At 64.7% G+C, this 15,605-nt stretch carries 10 protein-coding genes, 1 tRNA gene and 4 pseudogenes; 7 read left to right on the plus strand and 8 right to left on the minus strand.

Features of this window, described 5'->3' with window-relative positions; translation table 11 throughout:
* Positions 1–115: 115 nt before the first annotated feature.
* Both MK313_RS18220 and MK313_RS18225 read right to left on the minus strand, forming a co-directional pair.
* Positions 116–398: pseudogene (locus MK313_RS18220) on the minus strand (IS21 family transposase); the annotation flags it as partial.
* Between the two features lie 92 nt (positions 399–490).
* Positions 491–653, minus strand: a pseudogene (locus MK313_RS18225) (IS21 family transposase); the annotation flags it as partial.
* Between the two features lie 1,258 nt (positions 654–1,911).
* On the opposite strand from MK313_RS18225, the gene MK313_RS15875 reads away from it, so the two are divergent.
* Positions 1,912–2,073, plus strand: coding sequence for a hypothetical protein (locus MK313_RS15875; RefSeq protein WP_156816380.1), 162 nt, complete (start codon positions 1,912–1,914; stop codon positions 2,071–2,073).
* A 186-nt stretch (positions 2,074–2,259) separates the two neighbouring features.
* Here MK313_RS15875 and MK313_RS15880 read toward each other — a convergent pair.
* Positions 2,260–2,534: pseudogene (locus MK313_RS15880) on the minus strand (integrase core domain-containing protein); the annotation flags it as partial.
* Positions 2,535–2,694: 160 nt separating this feature from the next.
* Between MK313_RS15880 and MK313_RS15885 the strand changes: the two are divergent.
* A pseudogene (locus tag MK313_RS15885) lies at positions 2,695–3,186 on the plus strand (IS3 family transposase); the annotation flags it as partial.
* Positions 3,187–3,335: 149 nt separating this feature from the next.
* On the opposite strand, the gene MK313_RS15890 reads toward MK313_RS15885, so the two are convergent.
* Both MK313_RS15890 and MK313_RS15895 read right to left on the minus strand, forming a co-directional pair.
* On the minus strand, positions 3,336–5,243 hold the full coding sequence (locus tag MK313_RS15890) for a site-specific integrase (RefSeq protein ID WP_008946273.1): 1,908 nt from the start codon (positions 5,241–5,243) through the stop codon (positions 3,336–3,338).
* A gap of 82 nt (positions 5,244–5,325) precedes the next feature.
* Positions 5,326–5,399, minus strand: a tRNA-Gln gene (locus MK313_RS15895).
* A gap of 377 nt (positions 5,400–5,776) precedes the next feature.
* On the opposite strand from MK313_RS15895, the gene MK313_RS15900 reads away from it, so the two are divergent.
* From MK313_RS15900 to MK313_RS15915, 4 genes are all read left to right on the plus strand, one after another.
* Positions 5,777–6,922, plus strand: coding sequence for a Ppx/GppA phosphatase family protein (locus MK313_RS15900; RefSeq protein ID WP_244922260.1), 1,146 nt, complete (start codon positions 5,777–5,779; stop codon positions 6,920–6,922).
* 32 nt (positions 6,923–6,954) lie between these two features.
* Positions 6,955–7,650 carry an RlmE family RNA methyltransferase gene (locus MK313_RS15905; RefSeq protein WP_287782846.1) on the plus strand — a complete coding sequence of 232 codons (696 nt, stop codon included), beginning with the start codon at positions 6,955–6,957 and terminating at the stop codon, positions 7,648–7,650.
* Between the two features lie 229 nt (positions 7,651–7,879).
* Positions 7,880–10,171: an ATP-dependent helicase gene (locus tag MK313_RS15910; protein ID WP_287782847.1), complete on the plus strand. Its 2,292-nt coding sequence runs from the start codon at positions 7,880–7,882 to the stop codon at positions 10,169–10,171.
* On the plus strand, positions 10,168–11,049 hold the full coding sequence (locus tag MK313_RS15915; protein ID WP_287782849.1) for a 50S ribosomal protein L11 methyltransferase: 882 nt from the start codon (positions 10,168–10,170) through the stop codon (positions 11,047–11,049). The genes MK313_RS15910 and MK313_RS15915 overlap by 4 nt, the downstream gene beginning before the upstream one ends.
* Positions 11,050–11,144: 95 nt before the next feature.
* On the opposite strand, the gene MK313_RS15920 is transcribed toward MK313_RS15915, so the two are convergent.
* A complete protein-coding gene (locus tag MK313_RS15920; RefSeq protein WP_287782851.1) occupies positions 11,145–11,504 on the minus strand; it encodes a DUF1127 domain-containing protein in 360 nt (119 codons plus the stop codon).
* 280 nt (positions 11,505–11,784) lie between these two features.
* Between MK313_RS15920 and MK313_RS15925 the strand changes: the two genes are divergently transcribed.
* On the plus strand, positions 11,785–13,602 hold the full coding sequence (locus MK313_RS15925) for an aminopeptidase P family protein (protein ID WP_287782853.1): 1,818 nt from the start codon (positions 11,785–11,787) through the stop codon (positions 13,600–13,602).
* A gap of 172 nt (positions 13,603–13,774) precedes the next feature.
* On the opposite strand, the gene MK313_RS15930 is transcribed toward MK313_RS15925, so the two are convergent.
* A complete protein-coding gene (locus MK313_RS15930) occupies positions 13,775–14,275 on the minus strand; it encodes an SRPBCC domain-containing protein (protein WP_287782855.1) in 501 nt (166 codons plus the stop codon).
* 104 nt (positions 14,276–14,379) lie between these two features.
* The coding region (ligA, locus tag MK313_RS15935; RefSeq protein ID WP_287782857.1) for an NAD-dependent DNA ligase LigA at positions 14,380–15,605 on the minus strand (1,226 nt) is incomplete at its 5' end.

A 15,605-nucleotide genomic window follows, 5' to 3' on the forward strand; every position in this document is an offset into this window, starting at 1 on the left:
CTCCCGCACAGATATCAATCCAGGTAGCATCGCATGCCTGCCAGCCCGCCGGGAGGTGGGGCCAGAACACCGCTTACCGCCTTGCGCAGCAGCGACCACACCGTGTTGGGGCTGATCCGGTAGCCGCGTTCTGGAGGTTCTCCGCCAGCGCGGTGAAGCTCTCCCCGCCCAGGACCACGGCGGCATGTTCCCAGCCGCTGTAGGCCAGGACAAAATGGTAAAGGCCGATGCGCGAGCGGCTGCCCCCCGATCGTCACGCCCAGCTCTCCGGCATCGGTAAAGTCGGACAGGGCCATGCGCCCCGGCTCGGGCGTCTGTCGGAAGATCACGTCGCGCTCGGGCCCGTGCAGGGCGCGCCAGCCGCAGACACGCCGCTCAAGCGTCCGGCGCACACGGTCATCCGGGAAGGATTCGGGATCGGTCAGCTGAAGGTGCCGCATCAAGGTGACGGCCTGAACGACGGGATCGCGCTCGAGGATCGGCAGCAGAACCGGCTCCCATACCGCCACGAGTGGATCAGGCACGGTGCGGCTCCGGGCCGGCTTGCGTTGGGAGGGAGGGCGCGGATCGCGCTCGATCCGGCGGGCGGTGCGTTCGCTGAAACCCGCGCGGGCGGCAGCGACACGCTGGCTGTGATTAAGACGGTCAGTCATGTCGACTCTCACTTGCTGGTCGGTGACGGGTTTGCCCGGCACGGTCGGATCTCCGTTTGGCTTCAGAGAATGCGACCCTACCGGCCCGCAGCGGCCAGCACCTACTCCCCGAAGAGAGCCGCGCCGGTGGCCCCAGTCTACGGTCGGGCTACGCCCTCCCTTCGCCTGGGACCACCGGCCACCTTGGTTGACGCCGTCGGCCAACTTTGTTGTCGCTCATCAACAGCCTTTCAGCACGACCGATTCCATTACGTCGGGCAGGCCGCCACATTGATCGCCAGTACACCGCAGATCAACCAGACCAGAGTGTTGCCGAAAGTGTGATTCTGGCCGGTCCGGGCGACCTGCGGCGCGAGCACAAAAAGTCCGCGAATCAAGGCGATCTAACTCGTCGAATCGCCGGCAGCGTTTCTGCTGGCGCACGCTGAACTGTGCCACTCTTTGCGCGCCGCTTCGTGATGCCGATCTGGCGCGAAATCGCTATCCTAATCGTCGCTCCGCGATGCCGATCTGGCGCGAAATCGCTATCCTAATCGTCGCTCCGCGATGCTTGATTTTGCTCAGTTATGCCAGCTCCGCCGCGACTTCACACATCGTTCTGCCGGCTTATAGCCGCTCCCGTATGTCTCCCCTCAATGCGTCGATCAGTTCGCCCAGCTCCAGGGGCCGCGTCGCCGGTCGGTCGGACAGCGCCGAAAATTTTGACCTGATCTGCTTGATCTGCCCATCCGCGCAAACTTCCCGCGCGATCTCATCGCTCCATTGATATGCGGATTTCATCGAATGCATGCTTCGCAACATGAGCCAAAACGAAAATAAAATGAATGTATAAATGGTGCAACAGTATAAATCCGCAAATGGACAGCTGTACCCGGTGCGGTCTACGCGGTGTGCGGCAGGCCCACCTCGATCTTTTTAGCCTAAGCCGCCCCATCCCTTCCTTTTTCCGGCCATTGTGAGCCTTTGGCGAGCATCTTGATTAACATAAATTTCAATCTTGTTTCTCCCTTTTAAATCATTGCCATAAAAAATAATCAGAATGAATAAATTGGGGGGGCAGGATAGTAGTTTGTATGCCAGAAATTATATCCGGGGCCGGATCGGATCCTCAGCTCCAGCTGCAGATGATGGAACGCGCGATAGACGGAGAGGCGAAGCGCCTTGGTGGCGTTTTTGACGGCACTCAGTGCGGTGACCGCACGGCAGCAGGCCAGCATCTTCAGGCGCACGATGACGCTTTGCCGGAAGAGGAAAGGGCGTGCGGTTTGAGCGGCTCCTGGTGCGCCTGCCGCTCGAAGATCGAGTCATCCTGCAGGACGCTGCAGCCGAGGCCGGAATCACCCTTGCTACCTATGTGCGCGAACAGGCGATTCGATCGGTCGCGTCCGGATTTTTCGCCACGGCAATGCGAAGAAGCTGACGCTCGCTGACGAATATCTACATGCGTCCGGGCACGCGTTGCTGGCCGTGATAGTACCCTCGCTGGCTGCGGATTGCAGCCCTTTCTCGTTCTGCTAAAATCAATCCTCCTGGGTAGGTTGAGGTGTGATGTGGTCTCGGAAATTCGGACAGGTTGGCGGCGAAGTTAAGCTCATCTCCATTGTAATCATGCCGCCAGTTTGGTCACCCGATCATGGGGGCATGCCCCCCATGATCGGATTCGCCGATCCGCCCATAGGCCTCTGCCGGGGTTCGCCCGGCGAGACCGGAGTGCGGTCGCTGGGTGTTGTAATAGGCGATGCACCGGGCAAGACCAGCGCGCAGCTCCGAGCCGGTCTCGAAGGCGTGGAGATAGACGCACTCGTATTTGAGAGATCGCCACAGCCGCTCGATGAACACGTTGTCCATCCAGCGGCCTCGGCCGTCCATGCTGATGCGCACCTCGTGACGTGAGCCCCTAAGCTCACCCAGCTGAGAGCAGAGTCCTTTCGTCATTTGGCCCTTTTGGGCTGGATGATGCAATGGGAGGGAGCGCGGTGCCCCCCAGTTGCTCAAGCGCTCCCTCCCATTGCATGCGTGGAGCGTTGAGGCGGGCGTAGATACCTATGTCGCCACCTGGAAGGGATTCGCCTATGTCGCCTTCGTCATCGACGCCTATGCCCGCAAGATCGTTGGCTGGCGTGTCAGCACCTCGGCGCATGCCGGGTTCGTCCTCGATGCCTTGGAACTAGCTGTCCATGAACGCCGTCCGGCCAAGGGCATGGGCCTGATCCATCACAACGACAGGGGCAGCCAATATCTGTCCATCCGCTACACCGAACGCCTGGCGGAGGCGGGCATTGAACCCTCGGTGGGCAGCGTCGGCGACAGCTACGACAACGCGCTGGCTGAGACGATCAACGGCCTGTTCAAGGCAGAGGTCATCCACCGCCGTGGCCCCTGGCGCAGCTTCGAGGCGGTCGAATACGCAACCCTCGAATGGGTCGACTGGTTCAACAACCGCCGTCTCCTCGAGCTAATCGGGAACATCCCGCCAGCAGAGGCCGAGGACAAGTTCCACACGGCAATTGACACCCAACCCATGGCCGCATAACTATCGAAAACCAGCCTCCAGCAAACCCGGCGCGATTCAGATGACCTACCAATTCACATGCGGAATAGCCGCAATTGGCGGAGCCATCACAGGTAACAAATTCTGAGATTTCAGCCCGGTTTCCGAAAGTTTTGCAGGCAATAATCCGCTCAGGCCGCCGCGCTCTTTTCCGGCTGACCAATGAGTTTCTGGAAGTCCACCATCCTGATCGCCTCGATCATCAGCCGCAAATCCCCCGAGACGGCTTCTTCAGTATCTTCCTCATAAGTTTTCGTCATGGCGGAGCCGCGATTCGCCCAGTTCCAATCATCCACCGCTTCGTGCCCCATGAGTAGCGATCGAACGCGGGGATCGATGCCATGGGCTTTGAGCTTGGTCGCAAAACTGTGTCGTAGCGCATGATTCTTTGCCCCCGTATCGCCGATTCCGATCGCATTAAAATACCGGCTGATCAGCTTGCCTACCGGCGCGGATGGTGACGCTGCATTGGCTCCCCAACCGCGCGGGAAAAGTCGTCCATCCGTGCTGGTTTTGCGTTTCTCCTCCACAAACTCGATGAATCCGCGCCGCAGGATTTCCGGGTGAATCGGCACAGGCCGCCGCGATGTTTCGGTCTTGACAGACCGGCCTTCGCCTTCCTCGATTCGCAGGAACCAGTGATTGTGGTCGGCGAGGAAAATGACGTCTTCTGTCCTGGCCTGGGCGATCTCACTCAACCGCAGACCATTGAACAACTCAAACAGTGGCAGCCAGAAAAGTTCGTCCTTGATGATCACGCTGCCGGGCTGCGTGCGCCGGCCAGCCGACCGGCAGCCTGCATAGACGGGCGAGGTGAGAAGGGCGCGGATTTCACCTTCACTGATTGCCCGCCTCGCCTTCAGTCGGGCGCGCCGTGCTGGCGGTTTCTTGCCGCCGAGGCCTTTCAACGGATTTTCCGGCGCATAATCATTTGCGACGAGCCAGTCCCAGAATGCTGAGAGCGCGGAGATATGCCGGTTCAACGTCTTACCGCTAATCGGAGTGTCGCCCAGCTGCTGACCCTTCTGGATCAAGGCATCGCCGCGAAGTCCCTTATAGGCCTTGGCCTGACCGTAGCCCGACGGCAATTTCAGAAGCTTCGCCTTGAGTCCGACCATCACGGCTCGGCTGTAATCGTACGGCGGAAGATCGCCAAGAAAATCCGCCATCATGGACAGGCTTTGTCGGGTCTGGATTCGCGTCTTTTCACTCCAGTTTCCGAATCGAGAGCGCTCGGTTTCGTACTCCTCGAAGATATCCATCACGCTCCGGCTGGCAGTCGCGGCCTGCCGCTTTGCGGTTGCCGGGCGTTTCCGCCCGTTTGCTGCCGATGTTGCGCCATTGAGGCTGGCGGGGTCGGATTGGAAGTCAGCTGGTGTATCGGTCTGGCTGGCCTCCTGATTTGCGTGGCGTGGGTGTCTCGGCCGCGCTCCGAAATCCACAAGACCCTGCTCGATCAACGCCCGGGTCGGCAGGATTGTATCCGACAGTTCCGGCTCTGCCCCGTCTGTGCCTTCCAGCCGCGCCGCCATGGTCCTGAAGGCTTCGCGCTCGCCCCGGTGGATCAGTTTCTGGACCTGCTTCATGACATGGGCACTGTATGGGGGCTTGTAGCCACTCAGTCCCAGAAGCTCGGTTGCCCATTCGGCCGTCCGCTCGTTCTCGGCGGCGGCCAGGTAGGCGCGATGGGCATCACGCACGCCATCCTTCATGTCCTTGATTAGTTCGTTGGCATGGGCCGCTTCGATGAAAGGGTCGGCGGTCAGCTCGTTTTCCATCCAGACGAGTCGCGCCGTCAGATAATCGCGCAGCAGCGCCTGAAGCTCGGTGGGTTTCAGATAGGTCGTTCCGGCAGCCATCAGCATCGTATCCGTAAGGTAGGTCAACCAACGCGCCCTGGGGACGGCCTGCCGGCGATCCTTAGTACGCAGGCTCAATTGTACAATGAAATCAGGAAAATGCCGTGCCGGATCGGCGGGCATGCGGCGGCGCCACCAATAGGCCGCGCCACGCCGGTGCAGATGCTGGATTTTCCTCATTGTGATACACCTTAGTGCTACAGCAGCATCAAGGCCTGTATCACACTGAAAAGTTCAATATTTTCAAGTGACTGAAGGAAAATGGCTGGGGGACCTGGATTCGAACCAGGGTTGACGGAGTCAGAGTCCGTAGTCCTACCGCTAGACGATCCCCCAACCGTGGGGCGGGAAGCCGCGCCTAATGACGCTGCGGTATGCCTCCGCCCGATCAAGAGGGCGCTTCTCTATCATATCGATCCGGTGCTGTTAAGCCCTCTCTGCCCTGAATGTGCGAATTTTCGCCAGAAGCTGTCCGGAAGCGGCCCAGGGTCTGTCCCAAGGGGAAAAGGGTGCGGCAGCACGGCGTCTGGACGGGGGGCGGCCGCTCTGTGTACGATGGCCTTTGAAATCCCGCAGGATGGAAAATCATGGCAGGGTTTCACTTTATATGGCGCACGGCCTTGTGCTGCACACCATATATAATACAGATTATACTGATGGAGTGTGGCGGCCCATCGGTTCATGACCAGCCGGATGCCAGTTGAGATAACGGAGTGCGTGTCATCAACAAGCCCTATCGCCCCGAGACTGCCCGGATGCCGGCGGACTTTCCGCCGGCGCCGGACACGCTCGTCCGCGACAGGGCAGAGGCTGATACGTCCCCGGTGCCGTCCAGGGGTGCGCCGGTTTTCGCAGCGCTCGATCTCGGCACCAACAATTGCCGGCTGCTGGTCGCCCGCCCGGCGCGGCGCGAGCGCGGCTGCGAGGGCTTCAAGGTCATCGATGCTTTCTCGCGCGTGGTGCGGCTGGGCGAGGGCGTGTGCTCCAGCGGCCTGCTGTCGCCCGCCGCGATGGACCGCACGGTCGAGGCGCTGCGCATCTGTGCGCAGAAGATGGAGCGAAGGCAGGTGACCTCCTTCCGCGCGGTCGCCACCGAGGCCTGCCGCCGTGCCGCCAACTGCACCGACTTCATGGCGCGGGTGAAGGACGAGACCGGCCTCGATATCGAGATCATCGACACCGAGGAGGAGGCCGCGCTGGCCGTCGCCGGCTGCGTGCCGCTGCTCGACCGCGATACGCCCTATGGTCTGGTCTTCGATATCGGCGGCGGCTCGACCGAAGTGTCCTTCTTCAGGCTGGAGGAGGGCGGCGGGCACGAGCTGCGCAAGATCATCTCCATCCCGCTCGGCGTGGTCAGCCTGGCCGAGCGCTTCGGCTGCCAGGATATCGGCCGCACCGTCTATGAGGCGATGATCGCCGAGGTGGCCCCGCATCTGGAGAAGTTCGAGGCGATCTGCTCCATCGGCCAGCGCATCAAGGCCGGCGAGGTGCAGATGCTCGGCACGTCGGGTACGGTCACCACGCTGGCCGGCATGTCGATGGGCCTTGCGCGCTATGACCGGTCCAAGGTGGACGGCACCTTCCTGGGCTTCGACCAGGTGGAGGAGATGACCACGCGGTTGGTCTCGCTGGATTATGCCGGCCGCGCGGCGCAGCCCTGCATCGGCCATGACCGCGCCGACCTCGTGCTGGCCGGCTGCGCCATCCTGGATGCGATCTGCCGGCGCTGGCCGGTCGGGCGCTTGCGGGTCGGCGACCGCGGCGTGCGCGAGGGCATCCTGTTCGGGCTGCTGCAGAAGCACGAGACCGGCCGTGTGCGCCACGCCACCGGGCCGCATTACCGCCGCCTGACGCTTTAGGAATCCATCACCATGTTTTCGGGAGTCTTGTCATGAGTCGCGGCAGCGGCCCATCCGGGCGTCGCGGGCCGGCGGTCCGGGTGAAGACGGCGCGCAAGCGCTCGCATTCCTCCACCCTGTGGCTGCAGCGCCAGCTGAACGACCCCTATGTGGCGGAGGCCAAGCGCCTCGGCTACCGCTCCCGCGCGGCCTTCAAGATCGCCCAGCTGGACGACAAGTTCGGCTTCTTCAAGGGGGCGAAGCGCATCGTCGATCTGGGCGCGGCACCGGGCGGCTGGACCCAGGTGGCGGTGGAGCGCGCGCCGAACGCGACCATCGTGGCGCTGGACATCCTGCCGATGGACGAGATGGGCGGCGTCACCGTGCTGCATATGGACTTCCTGGCCGATGACGCGCCGGAACGGCTGAAGGCGGCGCTGGGCGGCAAGGCCGACCTGGTGCTGTCCGACATGGCGCCGCCGCCCACCGGCCACACCAAGACCGACCATCTGCGCATCATGGGGCTGTGCGAGATCGCGCTGGCCTTCGCGGAGGAGGTGCTGGCGCCGGGCGGCACCTTCCTGTGCAAGGTGTTCCAGGGCGGCACCGAGGGCGCGCTGCTGAACCGCATGAAGCTGTGCTTCGCCGCGGTGAAGCATGCCAAGCCGCCGGCCAGTCGCTCCGATTCGGCGGAGCTGTACGTCATCGCCAGCGGCTTCCGCGGCGCGCCGGATGAAGATACGGAATAAGAGCAAAGCCCTCTCCCCTTGCGGGAGAGGGTGGTGAGCGTCAGCGAACCGGGTGAGGGGGCGGTTCGGTCCGAGCAATTACCCCTCACCCAGCTTCGCCTAATCTCGGCTTGCACCTCGATAAGGCTGCGCAACCCTCTCCCGCAAGGGGAGAGGGAAAACTCCTCTGAGCCTCTTCCAAGCCCTAAAGGGGCAGACGCACAGCGCTCGATCCGCTATATCAGGCGGCATGTCCATGACCACGAATTCCTCCCCCGATTTCCGCCCGGCCGCGCCCCGGCCCACCTATCTCGACACGCTGAACCCGGCACAGCGCCAGGCCGTGGAGACGCTCGACGGGCCGGTCCTCGTGCTGGCCGGTGCGGGTACTGGCAAGACCCGCGTGCTGATCACCCGGCTCGCCCATCTGCTGGTCACCGGCCGGGCGAAGCCGTGGAACATCCTGGCCGTCACCTTCACCAACAAGGCGGCGCGCGAGATGCGCGAGCGCATTGCCGCGATCATCGGCCCGGCGGCGGAACAGATCTGGCTCGGCACCTTCCACGCCATCTGCGTGCGCATCCTGCGCCGCCATGCCGAGCTGGTGGGGCTGAAGAGCAACTTCACCATCCTGGATGCCGACGATCAGGTGCGGTTGCTGAAGCAGCTGTTGCAGGCCGAGGGCATCGACGACAAGCGCTGGCCGGCCCGCGTGCTGATGGGCACCATCCAGCGCTGGAAGGACCGCGCGCTCAGTCCTGACCGGGTGCCGGCGGAGGACGCGATGGATCTGGCCGGCGGCCGGATCGTGCAGCTCTACCGTCAGTATCAGGAGCGGCTGCTGACGCTGAACGCCGCCGATTTTGGCGATCTGATGCTGCATTGCGTGGAGCTGTTCCAGAAGCACCCGGAGGTGCTGGCGGAATATCACGACCGCTTCAAATACATGCTGGTGGACGAGTATCAGGACACCAATGTCGCGCAGTATCTGTGGCTGCGGCTGCTGGCGCAGAAGAACAAGAACATCTGCTGCGTGGGCGATGACGACCAGTCGATCTATGGCTGGCGCGGGGCCGAGGTCGGCAACATCCTGAAGTTCGAGAAGGATTTCCCCGGCGCCGCGGTCATCCGGCTTGAGCAGAATTACCGCTCCACCCCGCATATCCTGGCCGCTGCCGGCGGGCTGATCGCGAAGAATGAGGGGCGCCTCGGCAAGACGCTGTGGACCGAGACGAACGAGGGCGAGAAGGTCCGCGTGCGCGGCGTCTGGGACGGCGAGGAGGAGGCCCGCACCGTCGGCGAGGAGGTGGAGGCGCTGCAGCGCGCTGGCAACTCGCTGTCGGAGATGGCGGTGCTGGTGCGCGCCGGCTTCCAGACCCGCGAGTTCGAGGAACGCTTCGTCACGCTGGGCGTACCCTACCGGGTGGTCGGCGGGCCGCGCTTCTACGAGCGCCTCGAAATCCGCGACGCCATCGCCTATCTGCGCATCATCGCGCAACCGGATGACGACCTCGCCTTCGAGCGCATCGTGAACACGCCCCGGCGCGGGCTGGGCGATGCCACCCTGCAGGCCGCGCACCAGCTGGCGCGCGCGCAGGGCACCTCGCTGATGGTTGCGTGCCGGCAACTGGTCGGCACCGACGAGCTGAAGCCGAAGCCGCGCAAGTCGCTGTCCGACCTGATCCGCGATTTCGACCGCTGGCGCGCCGAGCTGGCCCATATGCCGCATCCCGACCTCGCCCAGCTGGTGCTGGACGAGAGCGGCTATACCGCCATGTGGCAGGCCGACAAGTCGCCGGAAGCGCCGGGTCGGCTGGAAAACCTGAAGGAGCTGATCCGCGCCATGGAAGAGTTCGAGAGCCTGGCGGGCTTCCTCGAACATATCAGCCTGGTGATGGAGAATGCCGAGGACAGCTCGCTTGACCAGCTCTCGATCATGACGCTGCACAGCGCCAAGGGGCTGGAATTCGACACGGTGTTCCTGCCCGGCTGGGAGGAAGGGCTGTTCCCGCACCAGCGTGCGCTGGACGAAAGCGGGGCGCAGGGGTTGGAGGAGGAACGCCGCCTCGCCTATGTCGGGCTGACGCGAGCGCGCAAACGGGCGGATATCCTCTATGCCGCCAACCGGCGGGTGCACGGGCTGTGGCAGAATTCGCTGCCCTCGCGCTTCGTCTCCGAGCTGCCGGCCGACCATGTCGAGCAGGTGACAGAGGGCGGGCTGTTCGGCGGCACGTCGCGGCAGAGCGAATGGGGGGCCGCCAGCCGGGGCGGGCTCTATGCCTCCAGCCCGCCGCGCGATGGCGGCGGCTATTTCGAGGCGGGACGGCGCTTTCCGCGCCGCGAGCAGCCGATGCTGGAGGGCGTGCCCTACAGCGTGGCGACCAACAAACCGAATGCCGACGGGTTCCAGCGCGGCACCCGCGTGTTCCACCAGAAATTCGGCATGGGCACGGTGCGCGCGGTGGAAGCCGACAAGCTGGAGATCGATTTCGACAAGGCCGGCACCAAGAAGGTGCTGGCGGCCTTCGTGGAGAAGAAATGAGCGAGCAGAAACGCATCGGCGGCTACCGCGTCGAGCTGGAAGTGCCGGCCGAGCTGGCGCTGGATTTCGCCGAGGCCATCGAGCCCTATGTCAGCGCCGTAGCGATGGTGGAGCTGGGCGAGGGCGTGACCTGGAAGGTCGAGGGGTTCGGCGAGAGCCAGCCGGACCGCGCCGCCGTGATCTCCGCCGTGGCGCTCACCGCGCTGAGCAACGGCGTGGCGGAGCCGGAAACCCGCATCGAGGTGCTGCCCTGGACCGACTGGCTGAAGGAGAATCGCCGCCGGTTCCCGCCGATCCAGATCGGCCGTTATTTCATCCATGGCTCGCATCATCAGAAGCAGCCGCCTCCCGGCAGCATTCCACTGCTGATCGACGCGGCCATCGCCTTCGGGTCGGGCGAACATGCCACCACGCGCGGCTGCCTGATGGCGGCAGGCGCCACGGCAAAGCGGCGGCACCGGCCGTTCCGGGTGCTGGATATGGGCTGCGGCTCGGGGATTCTGGGGGTGGCTGCGGCGAAGAGCTGGCCCTGCCGGGTGCTGCTGTCGGATATCGATCCGCAGGCGCGCGACGTGGCAAAGGAGAATACGCGGCTTAACCGCGTGCCGGCGGTGCGCGCGATCTCCGGCCCCGGCTACCGCAACCCGCTGGTGACGCGCAAGGGGCCGTACGACCTGATCTTCGCCAACATCCTGGCGCGGCCGCTGTGCCGCATGGCGAAGGATCTGAAGCGCCATCTGGCGCCGGGCGGCATCGCCGTGCTGTCGGGCCTCACCGCGCGGCAGGAGAAATGGGTGCTGTCCGCGCACCGCGCCCAGCGGCTCTATCTGAAGCGTCGCATCCCTCAGGATGGCTGGCACACGCTGGTGGTGGGATAACGCCGCGCAAAAGAAAACCGGCGGCTCTCAGCGGATCCCAGGGAGGAGAAGGATCGCGAGAGCCGCCGGCCCTGTGAGGCGCGTAGAGGGGGGGATTACGCAGCCTTCGGGGAACGGTTGGTGTTGGCGGCGATGCCGGCCTCGACTTCGCTGTCGAAGGCGATGCTGCGCACCTGGGTGCGATGCAGGCCGATATCCTCCAGCATGCGGTCGTCCAGCGACATCAGCTCCGAATAGGTGCGGTTCTTGCGCTGCCAGTCGAGCAGCGGCTGCACCAGCCACACGGCAGCGCGTGCAATCGCGCGGGCCACGAAGATCGTGCCCTTGCGGACAGCAGCGGCCTGCAGGGAGCGGGCATAGGTGATGTTCGACAGAACGTCGATCTGCGGCATGGTGTAGGTACCATTGTGCGCCGCAGCATTGGCAGTATTGTTCAGAGCGGTGTTGCTCGACATGGCGGTCATCCTCATCTTCATCATCATGGACGCCTCAGTCGCTCAATCCCGTATGGACCGTGGGCTGGCCGGGCGCTCCGTTAAAATCACGAGACATAGATAGTCCTCTTCGCGCCATGCGAAACGCGCATTTCGTGCACCGCAGCAATGACATTGATGCATATCTATTCGTTACCCATGCGTTAACCGGGATGCTTGGCCGGAAAGCCGCAGGAACGCTTGTTTCCGGCGGCGGCACCGCCTAGCTTCAAAGGAAGCAAACCCAACCGCCAGGAACACCATGTCCGCTGTCAGCCCTCTTCACACGCATAGCGCGCCCCATGAAACCCGCCTCGCGGCGCTTCGTGCGGAGCTGGCGCGGCGCGGGCTGGACGGGTTCCTGGTGCCGCGCGCCGACGAGCATCAGGGCGAGTATGTGCCGGCCCGCGCCGAGCGGCTGGCCTGGCTGACCGGCTTTACCGGGTCCGCCGGCAATGCGGTGGTGCTGCGCGAGCTGGCGGCGGTGTTCGTCGATGGCCGCTACACGCTGCAGGTGGCAACGCAGGTCGATGGCGGGCTGTTCGCCCGCATCCACAGCGCCGACCAGGCACCTTCCGACTGGATCGCGGCCAATCTGCCGGCCGGAGCAAAGCTCGGCTACGATCCCTGGCTGCACACGCCGAACGAGGTCGAGAAGCTGAAGGCGGCGGCGGAGAAGGCGAAGGGCCATCTGGTTGCGGTCGAGGGCAATCCTCTGGACGCGGTCTGGGCCGATCAGCCGGCACCGCCGGCCACGCCCGCTTTGCCGCACGATATGACCCATGCCGGCGTGGCGTCCGCCGACAAGCGCCGACAGATCGCCTCCGAGCTGGCCAAGGCCGGCGAGGATGCGGCGGCGCTGACCCTGCCGGAATCCATCGCCTGGCTGCTGAACATCCGGGGCACGGACGTGCCGCACACGCCGCTGCCGCTGTCCTTCGCGATTGTGAACGCCGATGCCAGCGTCAGCCTGTTCATCGACCCGGCCAAGCTGGGCGAGGCGACGCGCCGCCATCTCGGCAATGAGGTTTCGGTGAGCGCCCCCGATGCCTTCCTGCCGGCGTTGGCGGCGCTGGGGACGGCGGGAAAGATAGTCCGCGCCGATCCGGCAACCGCGCCAGTGGCGGTGTTCGAGCAGTTGCAGCAGTCGGGGGCGAAGCTCGTTCGCGCCGCCGATCCCTGCCTGCTGCCCAAGGCCTGCAAGAACCCGGTGGAGCTGCAGGGCAGCCGCGAGGCGCACCGGCGCGACGGTGCGGCGGTGACGCGCTTCCTCGCCTGGCTGTCGCGCGAGGCGCCGAAGGGCACGGTGGACGAGCTGACCGCCTCCGACCGGCTGGAGGCGTTCCGTGCAGAGACTGGGCTGCTGCGCGACCTGTCCTTCGACACCATCTCCGGCTCTGGCCCGAATGGCGCTATCGTGCATTACCGCGCGACCGAGGCGACGAACCGTCTCATGCAGCCGGGTGAGCTGTATCTGGTGGATAGCGGCGCGCAATATCTGGACGGCACCACCGACATCACCCGCACCATCGCCATCGGCCAGCCCTCGGCGGAAATGCGCGACCGCTTCACCCGCGTGCTGAAGGGCCATATCGCCATCGCCACGGCGCGCTTCCCGAAGGGCACGACCGGCAGCCAGCTCGACGCGCTGGCGCGCCTGTCGCTGTGGCAGGGCGGGCTGGATTACGACCATGGCACTGGCCATGGCGTCGGCAGCTACCTGTCAGTGCATGAGGGGCCGCAGCGTATTTCCAAGGCCGGCAATACGATTGCCCTGCAGCCGGGCATGATCGTCTCCAACGAGCCCGGCTACTACAAGACCGGCGCCTATGGCATCCGCATCGAGAATCTGGTGGCGGTCACCGACGCCGCAGAGGTGCCGGGCGGCGAGCGGCCGATGATGGGCTTCGAGACGCTGACCCTGGCCCCCATCGACCGCGCGCTGATCGACACTACGCTGCTGATGCCGGAGGAGCGCGCCTGGATGGACGGCTACCACGACCGCGTGCGCGAGGCGCTTGCGCCGCTGCTGGACGCTGAGACCCGTACCTGGCTGGAAGAGGCCACTCGGCCGCTGTGACGGGCCGAGCTTCCCGCCATGCCCTTCGAGACGCCGGCTTAACGCCGGCTCCTCAGGGCGAGGGGAGTATTGGATAACCGGCGGTGCTTCCTGGTGACCTCATGCTGAGGAGCCTGCGCCATATCGTGGCGCAGGCGTCTCGAAGCATAGGGCCGCCGCTAGGACTAACCCCTCAAGCCGCCGTCTCGTTGCCTTCGATTGCCGGCGCATCGTGATGTGGCAGCAGCAGCATCGGCGGCTCGGTGCCCTCGCAGCGGGCTTTCAGGGCGGTGTTCATCGCCTCGAAGCGCTGGCGCAGCGCGGTGAAGGCGCCCTCGCCGGCGAAGATGGAGAACAGGCCGCTGACCTCCTCTTCCTGATAGAAGGTGCAGCCCATGGCGCCGCGGCTGATGAGGCGGAACACATGTTCGCGGCGCAGCAGGCCAGGCAGCATGGCGCTGGTGCGCAGCCGCAGTTCGCGCCGCACATCCACCTTCGCCACCCGGAAGCGGACAGTGCGCGTGCGGCCGTTCGGCAGCGCCAGGATCAGCCGCAGCCGGTGGCCGGGCATGGCGACGCCGTCGATCTGCTGGATGGTGGGGTTCCATTCCGCATAGGCGGGGAAATCCATCAGCACGCGCCAGACCTCGCCAGGCGAACAGGCGATATCGATGGATGTCTTGACCTGACGCATGCCCTTCTGTCCCCTTCACCGCCGCACCGGTTTCTCCGGCATCGACCCTGCTAAAGTTAAAGCACAACTCGGCCTGATGCGCACCGAAGATCACATCATCGAGATCAGGCGCCGATCAGCTCGAACCAGCCTTCCTCGTCCAGCATGGTCACGCCCAGCTCCTCGGCTTTTTTCGCCTTGGAGCCGGCATCCGCGCCGATCACCACATAGTCGGTCTTCTTCGATACCGATCCCGCGACCTTGGCGCCCAGCGCCTCGGCCCGCGCCTTGGCCTCGTCGCGCGTCACCCGGGTCAGCGTGCCGGTGAACACCACGGTCTTGCCCATGATCGGCGACTCGGTGGCGACGCGGCTGACATACTCCTCGACCGCCACCTGTTCCCGCAGCGCAGCGACCGTGTCGCGGTTGTGATCCTCGGCGAAGAAGGCGATCAGATCCTTCGCCACCGCCGGGCCGATCTGGTCGATATTCACCAGGTCGCGATAGGCCTCGCTCTCCGGGTCGGCGGCGGCCTCAATGGCCGTTATCAGCGCATCCAGCGATCCGTAATGCCGGGCCAGCAGTTTCGCCGTGGCCTGGCCGATCTGCCGGATGCCCAGCGCATAGACGAAGCGCTCCAGCGGGATGGTCCGGCGCTGCTCGATGGCGGCGAACAGCTTTTCGGCGGAAAGCTTGCCCCAGCCCTCGCGGTTGCGCAGCGGCGTCAGCGACTGGCTGTCGCGCGCCTGCAGGGTGAACAGGTCGGCGGGGCTTTTCACCGTGCCGTCGGCGAAGAAGGCCTGGATGGATTTCTCGCCCAGCCCCTCGATGTCGAAGGCGTCGCGGCTGACAAAATGGCGCAGCCGTTCTACCGCCTGGGCCGGGCAGGTCAGCCCGCCGACGCAGCGCCGTACCGCCTCGCCCTCGCCGCGCACGGCATCGCTGCCACAGGCCGGGCATTTGTCTGGGAAGACGAAAGGCTTCGAATCCTTTGGCCGCCGATCGAGCACGACATTGACGATCTGCGGGATCACGTCGCCGGCGCGCTGCAGGATGACGGTGTCGCCCTCGCGCACATCCTTGCGGGCGATCTCGTCCTCATTATGCAGGGTGGCGCGGCTGACGATGACGCCGCCGACATTCACCGGCTCCAGATGGGCGACCGGCGTCAGCGCACCAGTGCGGCCGACCTGGATCTCGATCTTCTGCAGGATGGTCTGCGCCTGTTCGGCGGGGAATTTATGGGCAATCGCCCAGCGCGGCGCGCGGCTGACCATGCCGAGCCGCTGCTGCAGGGTGATGGAATCGACCTTATAGACCACGCCGTCGATATCGTAGGGCAGGCTGGCAC

It is taken from the genome of Oceanibaculum sp. (genome assembly GCF_022449305.1).
In the GTDB taxonomy this organism is placed as follows: Bacteria; Pseudomonadota; Alphaproteobacteria; order Oceanibaculales; family Oceanibaculaceae; genus Oceanibaculum; species Oceanibaculum indicum.